Below are 16,219 nucleotides of genomic sequence, written 5' to 3'. Positions count from 1 at the left end.
GCGGGTCACCCCTTGTGGTGGGCAGTCTCACCCCGTTTTGCGGCAGGCCGCGACGAACCCGACGGTAAAATTTGAGGTGCCCCCGATGGAGCGGACATCCGAGAATCTACCACTTCAGGGGAACACTTTGCTTACACTCCAGCGGCGCCAGCTCGTGGGTCACGACATCCTTCTTGCCCGTCACGGCAACCACATCAGCGCCATGCGCGTGGACCGTTCGGCCGGCCGTGTCATCGCACTGCTGGATGACGGCTCCGTGGACAGCGCCCCGAACCTCATCTCCCCGGACCTGCGGCTGCCCGACACCGTGCAGAGCGTCCTGCGCGATGACTGGAAGTTCCTGGCCGCCGTGTCGGGCACCGTCGCCGCCGTGTCCGGCGCGATGATTGCCGCCGCCTTTGGCTTGGCGGGCATGAGTTCCGATCCCGTCCTGGCCCAGCTGATGACCACGTACGCCGCGTACTGAGGCTCAGCTCCGGCGGCGTCAGGCTCGGCGGACCGTCAGTTCCAGCAGTAACCACCACAGCAACGTGGTGACGCCGCCGCCAACCACCGCGCCGGCCACCACCTGGGCGACAGTATGCGCGCGGAGCACCACGCGGGACCAGCAGACAGCTGGGATCAGCAGCAGCAACGGACTCCACGGGGCGCCCAGCATCAGGACGGCGACGGCCGTGGCGAAGGCAATGGACCCCGCATGCCCGCTGATTTTCCAGTAGAGGCTGATGACGGCAAGCACCGCCACTCCGCCCACTGTCGCCAGCACCATCGCTATCACGCTGCGCGGAGCGTTGATGGCCAGCAACAGGCATAATCCGGCCAGCAGTGACACGGTTGCCATGGCCAGCACCGGGGCGCGCTGCCTGCGGTCGCTGACGTGGTGGTCCGTCACCTTCCCCAGCCGGACCAGCAGTACAACGGCGGCCAGCGGCAGCACGCACACAAACAGCACCGCCACGGCACCGAACCAGGCCGTGCCCGGGAACCCCGGTTCAACGGCCGGGCTGAACAGCAGGAGTAAGGCCACGGTGACAGTTGGCTGAAAGAGCTCCGTGATCACCCTGGCCGCGAGGTTCATGGCACGGATGCTCATGAAGGTCCCGTCCTGCCCACAGTCCCGCCCTTCCGCTCGCTTAGCCCTGGCCTCGCCTTGGCCATCGCCTTGGCACAGAACCTGACCCTGGCCGAATCAGTCAAGCAGCAGGGCTGGCTCCTCAAGGATGGAGGCGACGTCGGCCATGAAGCGGGCGGAGAGGTCGCCGTCCACAACACGGTGGTCGAAGGAGCCGCCGAGCGTGGTGATCCAGCGCGGAATGACCTCGCCGTCCAGGACCCACGGCTTCTGCTTGATGGTGCCGAAGGCCACGATGGCCACTTCGCCGGGATTGATGATGGGGGTGCCGGTATCGATGCCGAGGGCCCCGATGTTGGTGACGGTCAGGGTGCCGCCCTGCATCTGGGACGGCTGGGTCTTGCCGGCACGGGCCGTGGTGGCGAGGTCGTTCAGCGCCAGTGCCAGCTCCTTGAGCGAGAGGTCCTGGGCGTTCTTGATGTTCGGCACCATCAGGCCCCGTGGCGTCGCCGCGGCAATGCCCAGGTTCATGAAGTGCTTGACGTGGATTTCCGCGGCATCGCTGCCCTCCGGGTCGTCCACCCACGTGGCGTTCACGCTGGGATTGCGGGCCGCGGCCCAGATGACGGCCTTGGCGAGGATCAGCAGCGGTGAAACCTTGATGCCCTCGAAATCGCGGGAGGCCTTGAGCCGCTTGACGAACTCCATGGTGCGGCTGGCGTCCACGTCCACGAAGATGCTGACGTGCGGCGCGGAGAACGCCGATTCCACCATGGCCTTCGCGGTGGCCTTCCGGACGCCCTTGACCGGGATACGTTCGATCCGCTGGTCCTGCGGGCGGCCCGACTTGCCCCAGAACGTGTCCGCCTTGTCCAGCTCCGCGTCCCGCTGCGCCTGGTAGCTGACCAAGTCCTCCCGGGTCACCTCGCCCCGGGCGCCGGTGGCGACGACGTCGGCCAGGTCAATGCCCAGGTCCCGGGCGATCTTGCGCACCGGCGGCTTGGCCAGGACCTTGTTCACCAGTCCAGTGATGGTGCCGCCGAGCGTGGGTTTTTCGGCGCCGCTGGCCGAACCCGCCGGAACCGCGCCGCTGGTTGAGCCCGCTGGAACCGGGGCCTCCAGCACAGCTTCCGCCGACCGGGGCTGGACAGGCTCGATCTCCGGAGCACCGTGGATTGGGTCCGCCGGAATCTCAGTCCGCGTCTTCCGCGGGCGGCGCTTGACGGCGTCGGCCTTGGGGCCGGACCCCACGAGCGGACCGCCGGCCGGGCCGCCGTCGGAAGCTCCGCCGTCGGAAGCCGGCTGGTCGTCTGCCGCAAGCTTCCCGTACATCGGTGCCGCAGGCGCCGCCGTCTGCAGGGTGGGCGCCGGCACGTCGGCGGGCGTGGGGTCGCCCGAGACGGCATCGGACACGCTGATGATGGCGGTCCCGACGTCGACGGTCACCCCTTCCGGGACCAGCAGTTCCGTGACGGTGCCGGCGAACGGTGACGGCAGCTCCACGAGGGACTTCGCGGTCTCGATTTCGCAGAGGACATCGTTGATGGCCACGGTGTCGCCCGGCTTGACCTTCCAGGAGACGATCTCGGCCTCGGTGAGGCCCTCGCCAACATCGGGGAGGTTGAACTTGTTAAGCGTCATGGTGTCCTCGGGTTCGAAAGCTCAGGCGGTCCGGTCAGTGCACGGAGTCGTCGGTAGGCGAAGGCGACAGTAAGGCTCAGGCGTCAGTACGTGAAGGTACGGTCCAGCGCCTCAAGAATGCGGTCGATGTCTGGCAGGTAATCCTCTTCCACCTTGGCCACGGGGTACGGCATGTGGAAACCGCCCACGCGGATGACCGGGGCCTCCAGGGAATGGAACGCCCGTTCGCTGATCCGCGCTGCGATTTCGCCGCCGATGCCGCCGAAGGTGGGGGCCTCATGGGCCACGATCAGGCGGCCGGTTTTCTTGACCGACGCTTCGATGGTGTCAAAGTCGATCGGCGAGATGGAACGGAGGTCGATGACTTCGACGCTGCGTCCGTCTTCCGCGGCGGCGTTGGCGGCCGCGAGGGCCACGGGAACCAGCGGGCCGTAGACCACCGCGGTGGCGTCGGTTCCTTCGCGGACCACGTGTGCTTTGAACGGGTCCTCGGCCAGGCCGGCAGCCTCGGTGTCCACCTCGCCCTTGAGCCAGTAGCGGCGCTTGGGCTCGAAGACGATGACCGGGTCCTGGCAGTCGACGGCCTGCTGGATCATCCAGTAGGCGTCGTGCGCATTGGACGGGGTGATGATGCGGAGCCCGGCGGTGTGCGCAAACAGGGCCTCCGGCGATTCGGAGTGGTGCTCGATCGAGCCGATGCCTCCGCCGTAGGGGATGCGGATGACCACGGGAACGGTCAGGTTGCCGTTGCTGCGGGAATGCATCTTGGCCAGCTGCGTGGTGATCTGGTTGAAGCCCGGGAAGACGAAGCCGTCGAACTGGATTTCACAGACGGGCAGGTAGCCGCGCAGGGCCAGACCGATCGCCGTGCCGACGATCCCGGACTCAGCGAGCGGCGTGTCCACCACACGGTCTGCGCCGAATTCGGCGATCAGGCCGTCGGTGACGCGGTAGACGCCGCCGAGCGGTCCGATGTCCTCGCCCATCAGCAGGGACTTGGGGTTGTTGCTGAGGGTTGCTCGCAGGCCTTCGTTGATGGCCTTGGCGATGGTCATGGTGGTCATCAGTTGCCTGCCCCTTCTGCAGCGTCCTCGCCGGCGAATCCCGCACTGTATTCCTCGAACCAGGCCAGCTCCTCGGCCACGAGCGGATGCGCCTCCACGTACGTGTTGGCGAACGCCGTCCGGATGTCCGGGGTGTCGGATTCGTAGGTGGATTTGCGGATGTAGGCGGCGAGTTCGTTGCCGTCCGCGGCCACCTGCTCGAAGAAGGCGTCGTCGGCCATGCCCTCGGTGCGGAGGTATTTCTCCAGCCGCTCCAGCGGATCCTTGGCCCGCCAGAGCGCCTCTTCCGAGGACTCGCGGTACTTCGTGGGATCGTCCGCGGTCGTGTGCGCTCCGACGCGGTAGGTGAAGGCCTCGATCAGCACCGGGCCGTTGCCCTGGCGCGCGTGCTCGAGCGCCCACTCGGTGACGGCGTGCACGGCGATGACGTCGTTGCCGTCCACCCGGATGCCCGGGAAGCCGTAGCCCTTGGCGCGGTTGGATAGCGGAATGCGGGTCTGCACGGCGGTGGGCACGGAAATGGCCCAGTGGTTGTTCTGGCAGAAGAAGACCACCGGCGCGTTGTAGGAGGACGCAAACACCATGGACTCATGGACGTCGCCCTCGGAGCTGGCGCCGTCGCCGAAATAGACCATGACGGCGGCCTTCGGTTCAGCCGTTCCGGACTCCGCCAGGCCGTTGGCCTCCGCGAGCCGCTGGTCGCGCTGGATCCCCATGGCATAGCCGACGGCATGGGGCGTCTGGGCAGCAAGAACCAGCGTGTACAGGTGGAAGTTCGTGTCCTTGGGGTTCCAGCCGCCGTTGGAGATGCCGCGGAACTGCCGGAGGAGTTCGGCCAGGTCCACATTCCGGGTGAGGGCCACGCCGTGCTCACGGTATGTCGGGAAGATGTAATCCTGCGGCTGGCTGGCCCGGCCGGAGCCGATCTGCGCCGCTTCCTGGCCGGTCAGTGGAACCCAGAGCGCCAGCTGGCCCTGGCGCTGGAGCGCCGTGGCCTCCTGGTCGAAGCGCCGGATGGCGGCCATGTCGGCGTAGAAGCCGCGAAGCTTCTCCGCATCCAGCCGTTCGGCGTACTCGGAGAACACGGAGTCCGTGCCGAGAGTCCCGTCGGGGCCCAGTAACTGGACCATCTCGGCCGCCGGCTCGCCAAGGACAGCCTCGGCCTCCGCCTCGAGCTGGTCGTCCAATCCTGTTCCGTCGAACTCGGTGGAGGGCAGATGTGTGGCGCCCATACCGTCTCCTTGCTTGCCGCATCCGGATGCGTTGCAATGTCGCTGGGATACATGCCTCATTCGGAATGCATTCCGGCTGCGGCATATATTTCTGGCTTACTGTTCCTTACTTTATCCGGCGTAACCACCGAGGCGCGTTTGTTAACCGCTAGGAACGCCGCGGGGGTTTTGTATAGATCGAACAGAGCTCGAGGAAGCGGGTGTTGGCCTCCACCTCGCCGATGCTGACCCGGACGCCCTCGTTGCCGAAGGCACGCACGGAGAGGGCGCGTTCCGCCGCCAGCTGGGCGAACTCGGTGCTGTTCTCGCCCAGATTCAGCCACACAAAGTTCCCCTGCGCCTCCGGAACGAACCAGCCCAGTTCCCGAAGACCGGCCGTCACGCGGTCCCGCTCATCCACCAGGCTTTGTACCCTTTCTACAACCTGGTCAAAATTCTGGAGTGACACCACGGCGGCCTGCTCCGCGATCTGGGACACCGCGAACGGCGTGGCGGACACGCGCAGGTACTGCGTGAGTTCCGGCTGGGAAATGCTGTAGCCCACGCGGAGGCCGGCGAGGCCGTGCGCCTTCGAGAAGGTCCGGAGCACCACGACGTTCGAGTATTTCCGGTACATCCGGATGCCGTCCACGGCGTCTTCCGCCCGAACGAACTCCTGGTAGGCCTCATCGATGACCACAACGACGTCCGAGGGAACAGCGTTGATGAACCGCTCCGTTTCCTCGGCGGTGATGATCGGGCCGGTGGGATTGTTCGGGGTGCACAGCAGGATCACCTTGGTGCGCACGGTCACGGCGGCCGCCATGGCGTCGAGATCGTGGCGGCCGTCCGGCGTCAGCGGAATCCGGACACTCTCGGCCCCGGCCAGGCCAACACAGATGGGATAGGCCTCGAAGGAACGCCACGCGTAGATCACTTCGTCGGCTTTACCGTCGTCGTTCTGGCCGGCAAAGGTGGTCAGGAGCTGGTTGAGCGCCCCGAGGCTGCCCGCTCCGGTCACGATGTCCTCGGCGGGCACGTCAAGGAAGTCGGCGAGCGCGGTCCGCAGCTTGGTGCTCAGCGGGTCCGGGTAGCGGTTGAAGTCGGTCTGGGCGGCGATGGCCTCGGCGACGGCGGGAATCGGCGGCAGCGGGTTTTCGTTGGACGACAGTTTGTAGCTGGCCAGGCCGTCGACGGCGACGGGCGGCTTGCCTGCGGCGTAGCGTGGCAGCCGGTCAACAACCGGTCTCGGCCTGACGCTGCCCGCGGTGGTCTCTGATGAAGTCATGCCAACCAGCCTACTTCGCGGCATCCGGCCATGCCCTCCCGCGATGTGACAGCATGGGCGCATGCGGTCTTTCATCATGCGCGTCCTCATCAACGGCTTGGCGCTGTGGGTTGCCAGCTGGATTCTGCCCGGGCTGGACATCTCGACGTCGGCCACCACCGAGGCGGTGGCGAACTCAGGTGTCAGCCAGGGAACCGATGCGGTCGGCGTCATCCTGGCCTACCTGTTCATCGGCCTTATTTTCGGGGTGGTGAACGCCTTCGTGCGGCCCGTGGTCAGTTTCCTCTCCCTCCCCATCACCATCCTCACGCTGGGGCTGTTCACGATTGTGATCAACGCAGCCATGCTCTACCTGACGTCCTGGATCAGCAGCTACACGCCGGTGCATTTCACCATCGACTCCTTCTTCTGGACGGCCGTGTTGGCGGCCATCATCATCACCATCATTTCCCTCGTGGCCGACAGGATTCCGGGGGCCCGCCACCGGTAACCCCGGCCCGGCGTATCTCGCCGCACGCCCGCCCGGCGTACCGCGCCACACCCCGGCCCGGCGTATCTCGCCGCACGCCCGCCCGCCGCCAATAGCCGCCGCCGGACAGCGCGGCCGCGGAACCCAGCTACCGGCCGCCCGGCGGCCGGATATCCGACTTTTCGACGGGGCGCGCAGCCACGTCGGGGCGCCCCGGTTCCTGCGGCTTCGGAGTGCGGACCAGCTGGAAGCGCGTGGCGGTGGCCGCTCCGCCGGACCCCACGACTCCCGCAAGCACGGCCGTGGACGCCACGAGGGACGGGTCGCCGCTGGCCGAGACCGCCCGGGCCCCGGCTTCATAGTTGGTCAGCCTGTGGCCGGGGCCCAGGCCGGGATCCTCCCCCATGGGCGTCAGCACCCGGTTTTGGAGTGTGACCGTGACGCGGTCCCGGGTATCCGAGCCAGGCGCCCCGTCCGCTCCCGGAACCCAGTCCTGGCGATGTTCCAGATGCAGGCTGCTGATCCCGGGCTCGGGATTGATGCCGCCCACCGGCGATCCTGCCGTCAGCACGTACTTGAGGTCGTAGTCCGCGAGGAAGGCCTTGTCTTGGCTGAGGTTCATGGCGTGGATTCCGCCCTGGCTGTAGCCAACGGCCACAACCTGCGCACCGGCCTCCGCGCCGGCCTGCCGCAGTGCCTCCCGGATCGCGGCACTCGTGTGTGCAGAGCCGTATCCCAGGCCTTCGGCGATGCCGTGCTCGTCGAAGGGGTTCGGACCGCCGGCGTCACCCGGCTGCGTGCCGGGAACGATGACAACGAAAGCCTCCCGACCGCCGTGTTCCGTCCTGATGACCTCGATCTTGCCTCGGCCGTCCTCGTCCACAGCCCTAGCCCTGGCCAGCAGGCCGGCAGGAGAGGCATCAAGGGTGATCACCGAAGCGGAAGTTGCCGTAGCTGTGACAGGGCGGGGCCTGAGTTGCGGCATCACGCCGCCGGCAAGCATGCGGATGACGTCGGGGACGCCGGATCCCTTCATCCCGGTGGCCGCCGCCATGGTGACAGCCCCGAGGATGGCCTGGGAATTCACCCCCAATAGGCAAAGGATGACCGGGTAGTTGCCCGTCAACTCCTCCATGCCGTCCCGGTTCAGCAGCCTGCTGAAGTCCGCGCGGAAGGGGTCGCCGAGACCACCGAGATGCAGATCCGTCAATTGGGCCGGCAGGAGCCTGAGCGCATCGGCGCCGGAGCGGAGGCCTGCCACGCTTCGCTGTTCGGCAACGTCATAGTCCCGCTGGCAGGCCTGAACCTGGCTTGCGATCTCCTGCAGTTCCTCGCGCACGGCGGCGACCGCACGCCGTCCTTCCCAGACGGCCGTGACTGTTTCCAGCCCGCTGGACGGCGGATCGTTCTGGTAGGGGCCCAGCTCCGTCCAGACCTTATAGGCATCAAGCTCCACAGAAGACAGTTCCCGGGCGAGGCCGTCCAGCTCGATCGCTCCTGCTGCGAGCTCCTCCAGCTGGAAAGCGATTCCGCCTACACCGCCGCGCACCGCAAGGAATCCGTCCGAGGCCGGCTCAACCGGCCGCAGCGGTCCCCCGCTCCCCGGCGGCGTTAGCTCGGCCATCAGAACCCGCCTGCCGCATTCCGCGGGGAGGACAGAGACACATTGTTGGCGTGTCTTCGCACGGACGCAGCGGCCGAGTCCATCTGCTCGCCGGCCCGGCGCAGGGCTGCGACCTGCAGCCCTGCCGTTTCCCGGTATGCCCTGCCCGCCGGCGACTGCCAGTCTGACAGCTGCAGCCGCGTAAGCCGTGAAAGCACCTCCTCAAGCCGTGCCGTGCACGCCTCCAGGCGCCCGGCCAGCAACTGAACTTCAAAGCTGCGTGACGAACACGCCGCGGCATCAGCCGCGGTGATGCTGGCACTCATCCGGATGCTCCTCCCTCTTCTGCCGCGCCGGGCTTCTGCCGCACTAGGCTTCTGCCGGACCGGGCACCCGCCGGACCGGGCACCCGCCCGTTCCCTCCTGCCCACGACGCTACGGAGTCCGGCAGCGCTCCGGAACGGCCGCCGTCGGCTATGTGGAAAGGCGCTTCCGGCACAGGCTGTGGGGGAGAAGTCACAACGCACCGCGAGCTTCAGCGGTCGCTGGAGTTCATGAAAGAATCAGGGCATGCCTGAAACTGCCGCCACAGCTGACACCCGTACGCCCTCCGGACGCCTGGCCCTCGCCGCGTCGCCGGAAAAGATTGCGCTCGGCCCGCTGGACGGCCGCTACCAGCCCGCCGTCGCGCCCCTCGTGGACTACCTGTCCGAGGCCGCCCTCAACCGCGACCGCGTCGCCGTCGAGGTGGAGTGGCTCATCCACCTGACCAGCAACAACGTCCTCCCCGGCGCCGGCCCACTCACCGAAGAGCAGCGGGAGCAGCTCCGCAGGATCGTCACCGAATTCGACGCGGCATCGGTCGCGGAGCTCGCCGAAATCGAAGCCGTGACGGTCCACGACGTGAAGGCCGTGGAGTACTACATCGCCCGGCGCCTGCCGGCCATCGGCATTGAGCACCTCACGGCCATGGTGCACTTCGGCTGCACCTCCGAGGACATCAACAACCTCGCCTACGCCCTCGGCGTGAAGGGTGCTGTGGAGGACGTGTGGCTGCCCGCCGCCAAGGCGCTCGTGGCCCAGATCAGCAAGATGGCCGAAGAGAACCGCTCCGTGCCCATGCTGTCCCGCACCCACGGCCAGCCTGCCACGCCCACCACGCTGGGCAAGGAACTCGCCGTCATCGCCCACCGCCTCACGCGCCAGCTGGACCGCATTGCCAAGACCGAATACCTCGGCAAGATCAACGGCGCCACCGGCACCTACGCCGCCCACGTGGCCTCCGTCCCGGGCGCTGACTGGCAGCAGGTTTCCAAGTCGTTCGTCGAGGGCCTGGGCCTGACCTGGAACCCGCTGACCACGCAGATCGAGAGCCACGACTGGCAAGCCGAGCTGTACGCCGACGTGGCCCGCTTCAACCGGATCCTGCACAATGTCTGCACGGACATCTGGAGCTACATCTCCATCGGCTACTTTGCGCAGATCCCAGTAGCCGGCGCCACCGGTTCCTCCACGATGCCGCACAAGGTCAACCCGATCCGCTTCGAAAATGCCGAGGCCAACCTGGAAATCTCCTCCGGGCTCCTGGATGTACTGGGCTCCACGCTTGTCACTTCCCGGTGGCAGCGCGACCTCACGGACTCCTCCAGCCAGCGCAACATCGGCGTGGCGTTCGGCCACTCGCTGCTGGCGATCTCCAACGTGGCCAAGGGCCTGGACCGCCTTGACGTGGCCGAGGACGTGCTCGCCGGAGACCTCGACACCAACTGGGAAGTCCTGGGCGAAGCAATCCAGATGGTCATGCGCGCCGAGGCGATTGCCGGCGTCGAAGGCATGGAGAACCCCTACGAGCGGCTCAAGGACCTCACGCGCGGCCAGCGCGTGGACGCCGCCCGCATGCAGGAGTTCGTCCAGGGCCTGGGGCTCTCACCGGAGGCGGAAGCCCGGCTGCTGGCCCTGACGCCCGGCAAGTACACGGGCATCGCCGACCAGCTGGTGGACCACCTCAAATAAGCACGACGGCGGTGCCGGGCTTCGCTGCCCGGCACCGTTTCCGTTACCCCGGCAGCTTTCCGCGAAAGTGCCCGCTCACCTTCACGACGACGAAAAGGAATGCGTACCATGAGGCTCCTCCTCATCCGCCACGGAGAGACCCCCGGAAACGTGCTGGGGCAGCTGGACACGGCACACCCCGGACCCGGACTGACCGAGCTCGGCGAGCGCCAGGCCGAGGCGCTGCCGAAGGCACTGGCGAATGAGCCGATCAGCGCGCTGTATGCCTCCACCCTGCTCCGGACCCAGGTCACGGCCAGGCCCCTTGGCCGCGAGCTCGGGCTGGACGTCAAGGTGCTGGACGGGATCCACGAAATCGAGGCAGGTTCCCTCGAAAAGCTCACGGACCACGAGGCCCACCGCCGGTACATGACGACCGTCTTCGCCTGGACCGCCGGGGACTTCGACCGGCGGATGCCCGCCGGCCCCAACGGGCACGAGTTCTTTGAACGCTACGACGCCGCCATCGCCAAGGTGGCCGCCGACGCTTCGGACCCGGGTGCCGTGGCCGTCGTCAGCCACGGCGCCGCCATCCGCGTCTGGGCCGGCCTCCGTGCCGGCAACATCGACATGGAGTTTGCCGCCAGGCACGTCCTGGCCAACACCGGCATCGTGGCGCTGGAAGGCGATCCCGACGCCGGGTGGCAGCTGATCCACTGGGACGCCAGCCCGGTGGGCGGCCTCGCTCTGGCCGACCCCACCGCGGAGGATCCGATGGGGCGGTCCGCCGGCTAGCTGCACGGCACTGGACGTCCCCCTAGGGGGCGGCCATGATGAAAGAAGGCGTGGGGACCGGACCGGCAACCGCGACCCGCGGTGGCATCCCCCGCAGTGGAGGCGTACAGGCATGTCACGCGAAACCGTGCCGAGGGGTCAAGCCGCCGCTGCCGGTTCCTTCACGCCCGGAGACGCCTTCCTGGCGGACTACTACGAGCACGTAGCGCCAGAGGACCTTCAGAGCTCCAGTCCCGAGGACCTGGAGCAGAGGGCCATGTTCCATGCGGAACTGGCACACACCCGTCCGGCAGGCACGTCGGCCGTCGACGTCTTGAACGAAACTGATGCCAGCGTCCTGCTGGTGGTTGCAGACGCCATGCCGCACCTGCTCCATTCCCTCACGGCCGAGCTGACCCGCGAAATCGAATCCATCCGATTACTGGTCCATCCCACTTTCCTGGTGCGGCGGGATCCAGGGACGCACGTGTTGCTGGAGGTACGGCATGCGTCGTCGCCCGGACCTACGGCGGGAATGGCGGGTACGGCAGGCAACACTGCGTCCGCCCCGGCCCCTCCGGGGTGGCTGTCGGAAACCTGGGTGGCCGCAGAGATCGGCCGTTTGCCCGGATCGCGGGCCATCGCGGAGCTCATGAACAATGTGAGGCGGGTCCTGGCTGACGTTCAGGTGGTCGCCGATGACACCCCCGCCATCCACTCCCGCCTCGGGCGTGCGATCGGCTCGCTGGAGCGGTTGCCCGCCGGCTCGGCTCCGACTCCGGAGCAGCTCGGTGAGCTCCTGAGCTGGCTGGACCGCGGAAACTTCATGTTTTTGGGATACAGCGAATATGAATACCCGACGGCGGGCGGCCCGGAGAGCGTAAAGCTGCGGCCCGGCACGGGGCTTGGCCTGCTCAGGGACGACCGGCCGGAAGCCCGCCAGCCGGTCACCGGGCTTCCGCATTCGCAGGTTCTCACGCTCGCCACGTCGGACCTGAGATCGTCCGTCCCCCGCCCGGCGTACCTGGATGAAATCCTCGTCCGGACCTTCGACAGCGTAGGGCAGCCGACAGGTGAGATTCGGTTCGTGGGACTGTTCGCCCCGGGGGCCACCGGCCGGTCCGTGCGGCGCATCCCTGTCATCCGGGACAAGGTGCGCGCAGTCCAGGAACGCTTCGGCTTCACCGAGGTCTCCCATCCCGGCAGGCAGCTGCTGGCCGTCCTCGAGTCCTTCCCCTTGGACGAGCTGTTCCATCTGAGCCTGGACGAACTGGCCGGGCTCTCCCGTGAGATCCTGCTCCTGCAGGCCCACCACCAGACGCGCGTGTTCCTGCGCTCTGACAGCTACGGCCGCTTCGCGTCCGCCTTGGTGTTCCTGCCCCGGCACAGGTACAGCACCGCCGTCCGGCTCCGCATCGAACAGGAGCTCAAGCAGGCCTTCAGGTCCTCTTCGCTCGAATTCGAAGTCCGGCTGAGTGAATCCCCCATGGCCCGCGTTTTCTTCCGGATCCTGCTGCCCGCCGGCGGGATGCCCGACGTCGACCCCGCTTCGCTCGAGCGGAGCATCGTCAGCACAACGCGGACCTGGGCCGAAGGCCTGGACGAAACGCTTCGTGACAGGCTGCCCCCCGCCGAGGCCAGCCGGCTGTCGGCGCTGTGGTCCGCCGCCTTCCCCGCCAGCTACCGGGCCGACTTCGAAGTCGAGGACGCGGTGGAAGATGTCAGGCGGTTTGAGCAGTTCGACTTGGACGGCACGGGCGGACGGCCGCTGAACGATCCACAGCTGGCCGTTTACTTCCGCACCGATGCGTCCCCAACGTTGGCCGAAGACGCCCGGATCCGGCTCTACCTCACCAGCGCCCAGAGCCTGACGCAGATCCTGCCGTTCTTCCACAACCTCGGCCTGGAGGTACTGAACCAACGGCCCTTCGATGTGATCCGCGGGAACGACCGGCAGTTGTTCCTGTACGACCTCGGCGTCAGGTATCCCGCCGGCGTTGACCCGGCCGGGACCAGCGCGCTGCTGGGGGAAGCCTTCAGCGCCGCCGTCCGGGGGGACGAAGAGTCTGACCGCTTCGACGCCCTTGTGCTCCAGGAGGAGCTCACGTGGCGGAAGGTGGTCATCCTGCGCAGCTACGCCAAGTACTTGAGGCAGCTGGGAACCATCTACACCTACGGCTTCATCGCCGACACCCTGCTGGCCAATGTGCCCGCCACCCACGCATTACTCAGCCTGTTCCGTGCCCGGTTCAATCCCGAACTCAGCCACTCCCGGCGGCTCCAGGATACGGCTGCCGCCCGCGCCGCAGTGGCCGACGCGATCGACGCCGTTCCGTCCTTGGAAGCGGACCGATTGTTGCGGACCTTCCTGAACCTGATAGAGGCGACAACCCGCACCAACTTCTTCCGCTACCGGCCCTACCTGAGCTTCAAGCTCCGGCCGTCCGACATTCCCGGAGCGCCCTACCCCCGGCCAAAATTTGAGATCTGGGTCTATTCACCCCGCGTGGAAGGCGTGCATCTGCGGTTCGGACCCGTGGCGCGCGGCGGGTTGAGATGGTCGGACAGGCGTGAGGATTTCCGCACCGAGATCCTTGGCCTCGTCAAAGCCCAGACGGTCAAAAATTCGGTGATTGTCCCCACCGGAGCAAAGGGCGGTTTCTATCCCAAAAGGCTGCCCAGTCCAGTCTCTGACCGTACCGCCTGGCTCACTGAAGGGGAGGAAAGCTACAAGGACTTTGTCCGCGGGCTGCTGGACGTCACGGACAACCTGGACACGTCCGACGTCGGAACGGTGCCATCGCGCGGGACCCCCGGGCGGGTCATTTCACCGGAGAATGTGGTGAAGCACGACGACGACGATCACTACCTCGTGGTGGCCGCTGACAAAGGAACCGCCGCGTTCTCCGATACGGCCAACGCCGTGGCATTCGAGTACGGCTTCTGGCTGGGCGATGCCTTCGCCTCAGGCGGTTCCGCGGGCTACGACCACAAGGAGATGGGCATCACGGCCCGCGGCGCCTGGGAGTCCGTCAAGCACCACTTCAGCGAACTCGGCATCGACTCGCAGCGGGAAGACTTCACGGTTGCCGGCATCGGCGACATGAGCGGCGACGTGTTCGGCAACGGGATGCTCCTGTCAAACCACATCCGGCTCGTGGCAGCCTTCGACCACCGGCACATCTTCCTGGACCCGACTCCGGACGCGGCCGGCTCGCTGGCGGAGCGCCGCCGCCTGTTCATGCTTCCACGATCGTCTTGGGCCGACTACGACGCCTCGCTGATCAGCCCGGGCGGCGGCGTGTATTCGCGCCACGCAAAGTCCATCCCCATCACCGCCCCGGTAATTTCGGCGCTCAGGCTCCCGGGCACGACGTCCATGATAACCCCGCCCGAGCTGCTGCAGGCCATCCTGCGCGCGCCGGTGGACCTTATCTACAACGGCGGTATCGGGACGTACATCAAGGCGTCCTCCGAAACGCACGGCGAGGTGGGCGACAAGGCAAACGACCCCATCAGGATTAACGGCAATGAGGTCCGGGCCAAGATCATTTCCGAGGGCGGCAATCTCGGCGTAACCCAGCTCGGCCGGATTGAAGCCGCCTTGGCTGGCGTCCTGCTCAACACCGATGCGATCGACAATTCGGCCGGCGTGGACTGCTCGGACCATGAGGTTAACATCAAGATCTTCATCGACCGCATGATCGCCACAGGCAGGATGGGAGCATCCGAACGCACCGCGTTCCTGCACTCGCTCACGGACGAAGTGGCACGGCTTGTGCTGAAAAACAACCGCGACCAGAACACCCTGCTGCTCAACGACGGGGCCCTGGTCCTGAATTGGAGCCCCGGTTTCGAGCGAACCATGGACTGGCTGGAGAACGCCTCCTACCTTGACCGGCGTCTGGAAGGACTGCCCAACACAGAACAGCTCCATGCGCGGCTGCTGACCGGCAAAGGCCTCACGGCACCCGAACTGTCCGTCCTGGCGGCCTATGCGAAGATCGAGCTTGCCAAGGAACTGAACGAAAGCGACGTCACCGAGGATGCCTGGTTCGAACGGGTGCTCCGCAGCTACTTCCCGCATCAGCTCGTGGACCGCTTTGGCCCGGAACTCAATGCCCACCCGCTGCGCCGGCAGATCATATGCACCGTCCTGGCCAACGACATGATCAACCTCGGCGGAATCACCTTCGCCTTCCGGACCATCGAGGAAACCACCGCCACCGCCGCAGCTGTTGCCAGGGCATTCGTGGCAACCCGTGAAGCCTACGACCTGCAGCGGTTCGTGGACCGGGTGGCCGAGCTGCCCCCCGCGTTACCCAGCGAACACGCCGCAGAGCTGACCCTGCACATGCGCCGGATCCTCGACCGGTCCATCCGCTGGTATGTCACCCACGACCATCGCGACCAGCCCGTTGCCGAGGCCCTCGCCCGGATTATGCCCACGCTGGAGCTGCTGCGGAACAGGACCCGGGACTTCCTGCGCGGTGACAGCATCGACCTCGTCGAGGAACGGCAGGCACATTGGGAGGGCGTCGGGCTGCCCCCTGACCTGGTACGCCGCGCCGCCGACCTCCTCGAGAGCTTCGGGCTGCTGGACATCTCCCTGATATCGGAACAGATCGATGAACCCATCGAGCGGATCATGGACCTGTACTGGACAGTGTTTGCGCGGATCGGCGCACTCAAATTGCTGCTGCGCATCACGGCTCTTCCCCGCGAGAACCGGTGGGAGGCACTCGCCCGCGCAGCACTGCGGGACGATGTCTATTCAGCCGTTGCCGACATGACGATTTCGGTGATGGAGATGACGAACGGCGCTGACACCGAAAGTGCTGATTCAATCGAGCGGATCGTGGCCTGGGAACGCGGCCACCAGGAGCAGCTGGTGCGGATCAAGGACACATTCGCCGAGGTGACCGAACCGGGGCAGCAGGACATCGCGTCGATTTCCGTGGCCCTGAAGCTGTTGCGGACCCTCGTGCGGAGGTAGGCCAAGGGTGCACGCTGTGTAACGCGCACTGTTCGCAAGGCGCTTACCCGCAGGAAACACCGCGGTAACGGCGCGATTCTAGGCTTGATCTGCATAACCCTTCGGCGAA

At 66.7% G+C, this 16,219-nt stretch carries 12 protein-coding genes; 5 read left to right on the top strand and 7 right to left on the bottom strand.

All coding sequences use genetic code 11. The features are described 5' to 3' along the window. Positions 1-127: 127 nt before the first annotated feature. Positions 128-466 (top strand): hypothetical protein, encoded by a 339-nt coding sequence (locus J7I89_RS13805; protein WP_214971258.1) that lies wholly within the window; start codon positions 128-130, stop codon positions 464-466. A gap of 18 nt (positions 467-484) precedes the next feature. Here the strand turns inward: J7I89_RS13805 and J7I89_RS13800 are convergent, their stop codons facing one another. The 5 genes from J7I89_RS13800 to hisC all read right to left on the bottom strand — a co-directional run bounded on the left by J7I89_RS13800 (position 485) and on the right by hisC (position 6,276). Next, complete coding sequence (locus tag J7I89_RS13800) at positions 485-1,093, bottom strand: phosphatase PAP2 family protein (RefSeq protein WP_214971257.1); 609 nt, start codon at positions 1,091-1,093, stop codon at positions 485-487. A gap of 96 nt (positions 1,094-1,189) precedes the next feature. Then, a complete protein-coding gene (locus tag J7I89_RS13795; protein ID WP_214971256.1) occupies positions 1,190-2,713 on the bottom strand; it encodes a 2-oxo acid dehydrogenase subunit E2 in 1,524 nt (507 codons plus the stop codon). An 83-nt stretch (positions 2,714-2,796) separates the two neighbouring features. Further along, the gene (locus tag J7I89_RS13790; RefSeq protein ID WP_214971255.1) at positions 2,797-3,777 is read right to left on the bottom strand and encodes an alpha-ketoacid dehydrogenase subunit beta; all 981 of its coding nucleotides are present in this window, start codon (positions 3,775-3,777) and stop codon (positions 2,797-2,799) included. After that, entirely contained in the window at positions 3,777-5,009 is a 1,233-nt protein-coding gene (gene pdhA, locus J7I89_RS13785) for a pyruvate dehydrogenase (acetyl-transferring) E1 component subunit alpha (RefSeq protein WP_214971253.1), read from the bottom strand. Before pdhA ends, J7I89_RS13790 begins: the two co-directional genes overlap by 1 nt. Before the next feature lie 148 nt (positions 5,010-5,157). Further along, positions 5,158-6,276 (bottom strand): histidinol-phosphate transaminase, encoded by a 1,119-nt coding sequence (gene hisC / locus J7I89_RS13780; protein WP_214971252.1) that lies wholly within the window; start codon positions 6,274-6,276, stop codon positions 5,158-5,160. Positions 6,277-6,337: 61 nt separating this feature from the next. On the opposite strand from hisC, the gene J7I89_RS13775 reads away from it, so the two are divergent. Beyond that, complete coding sequence (locus J7I89_RS13775) at positions 6,338-6,766, top strand: phage holin family protein (protein WP_214971249.1); 429 nt, start codon at positions 6,338-6,340, stop codon at positions 6,764-6,766. A gap of 127 nt (positions 6,767-6,893) precedes the next feature. Here the strand turns inward: J7I89_RS13775 and J7I89_RS13770 are convergent, their stop codons facing one another. Continuing rightward, on the bottom strand, positions 6,894-8,369 hold the full coding sequence (locus tag J7I89_RS13770; RefSeq protein ID WP_214971246.1) for a hypothetical protein: 1,476 nt from the start codon (positions 8,367-8,369) through the stop codon (positions 6,894-6,896). After that, positions 8,369-8,674 (bottom strand): hypothetical protein, encoded by a 306-nt coding sequence (locus tag J7I89_RS13765; protein WP_214971243.1) that lies wholly within the window; start codon positions 8,672-8,674, stop codon positions 8,369-8,371. The genes J7I89_RS13770 and J7I89_RS13765 overlap by 1 nt, the downstream gene beginning before the upstream one ends. 244 nt (positions 8,675-8,918) lie before the next feature. On the opposite strand from J7I89_RS13765, the gene purB reads away from it, so the two are divergent. From purB to J7I89_RS13750, 3 genes are all read left to right on the top strand, one after another. Then, positions 8,919-10,361 carry an adenylosuccinate lyase gene (purB, locus tag J7I89_RS13760; protein WP_214971241.1) on the top strand — a complete coding sequence of 481 codons (1,443 nt, stop codon included), beginning with the start codon at positions 8,919-8,921 and terminating at the stop codon, positions 10,359-10,361. A 108-nt stretch (positions 10,362-10,469) separates the two neighbouring features. Then, entirely contained in the window at positions 10,470-11,135 is a 666-nt protein-coding gene (locus tag J7I89_RS13755; RefSeq protein ID WP_214971239.1) for a histidine phosphatase family protein, read from the top strand. Between the two features lie 112 nt (positions 11,136-11,247). Next, positions 11,248-16,110: an NAD-glutamate dehydrogenase gene (locus J7I89_RS13750; protein ID WP_214971237.1), complete on the top strand. Its 4,863-nt coding sequence runs from the start codon at positions 11,248-11,250 to the stop codon at positions 16,108-16,110. Positions 16,111-16,219: the final 109 nt, after the last annotated feature.

This window comes from Arthrobacter sp. ISL-5 (genome assembly GCF_018613835.1).
Classification (GTDB): Bacteria; Actinomycetota; Actinomycetes; order Actinomycetales; family Micrococcaceae; genus Arthrobacter.
Note: the sequence above shows the minus strand (reverse complement) of the source record. Positions and strands in the feature narration are given on the sequence as shown.

Coding starts and splice junctions, on each gene's coding strand:
- hisC (WP_214971252.1), bottom strand. CDS start 6,276: ATGACTTCATCAGAGACCACCGCGGGCAGCGTCAGGCCGAGACCGGTT.
- J7I89_RS13755 (WP_214971239.1), top strand. CDS start 10,470: ATGAGGCTCCTCCTCATCCGCCACGGAGAGACCCCCGGAAACGTGCTG.
- J7I89_RS13765 (WP_214971243.1), bottom strand. CDS start 8,674: ATGAGTGCCAGCATCACCGCGGCTGATGCCGCGGCGTGTTCGTCACGC.
- J7I89_RS13770 (WP_214971246.1), bottom strand. CDS start 8,369: ATGGCCGAGCTAACGCCGCCGGGGAGCGGGGGACCGCTGCGGCCGGTT.
- J7I89_RS13790 (WP_214971255.1), bottom strand. CDS start 3,777: ATGACCACCATGACCATCGCCAAGGCCATCAACGAAGGCCTGCGAGCA.
- pdhA (WP_214971253.1), bottom strand. CDS start 5,009: ATGGGCGCCACACATCTGCCCTCCACCGAGTTCGACGGAACAGGATTG.
- J7I89_RS13750 (WP_214971237.1), top strand. CDS start 11,248: ATGTCACGCGAAACCGTGCCGAGGGGTCAAGCCGCCGCTGCCGGTTCC.
- J7I89_RS13795 (WP_214971256.1), bottom strand. CDS start 2,713: ATGACGCTTAACAAGTTCAACCTCCCCGATGTTGGCGAGGGCCTCACC.
- J7I89_RS13800 (WP_214971257.1), bottom strand. CDS start 1,093: ATGAGCATCCGTGCCATGAACCTCGCGGCCAGGGTGATCACGGAGCTC.
- J7I89_RS13775 (WP_214971249.1), top strand. CDS start 6,338: ATGCGGTCTTTCATCATGCGCGTCCTCATCAACGGCTTGGCGCTGTGG.
- purB (WP_214971241.1), top strand. CDS start 8,919: ATGCCTGAAACTGCCGCCACAGCTGACACCCGTACGCCCTCCGGACGC.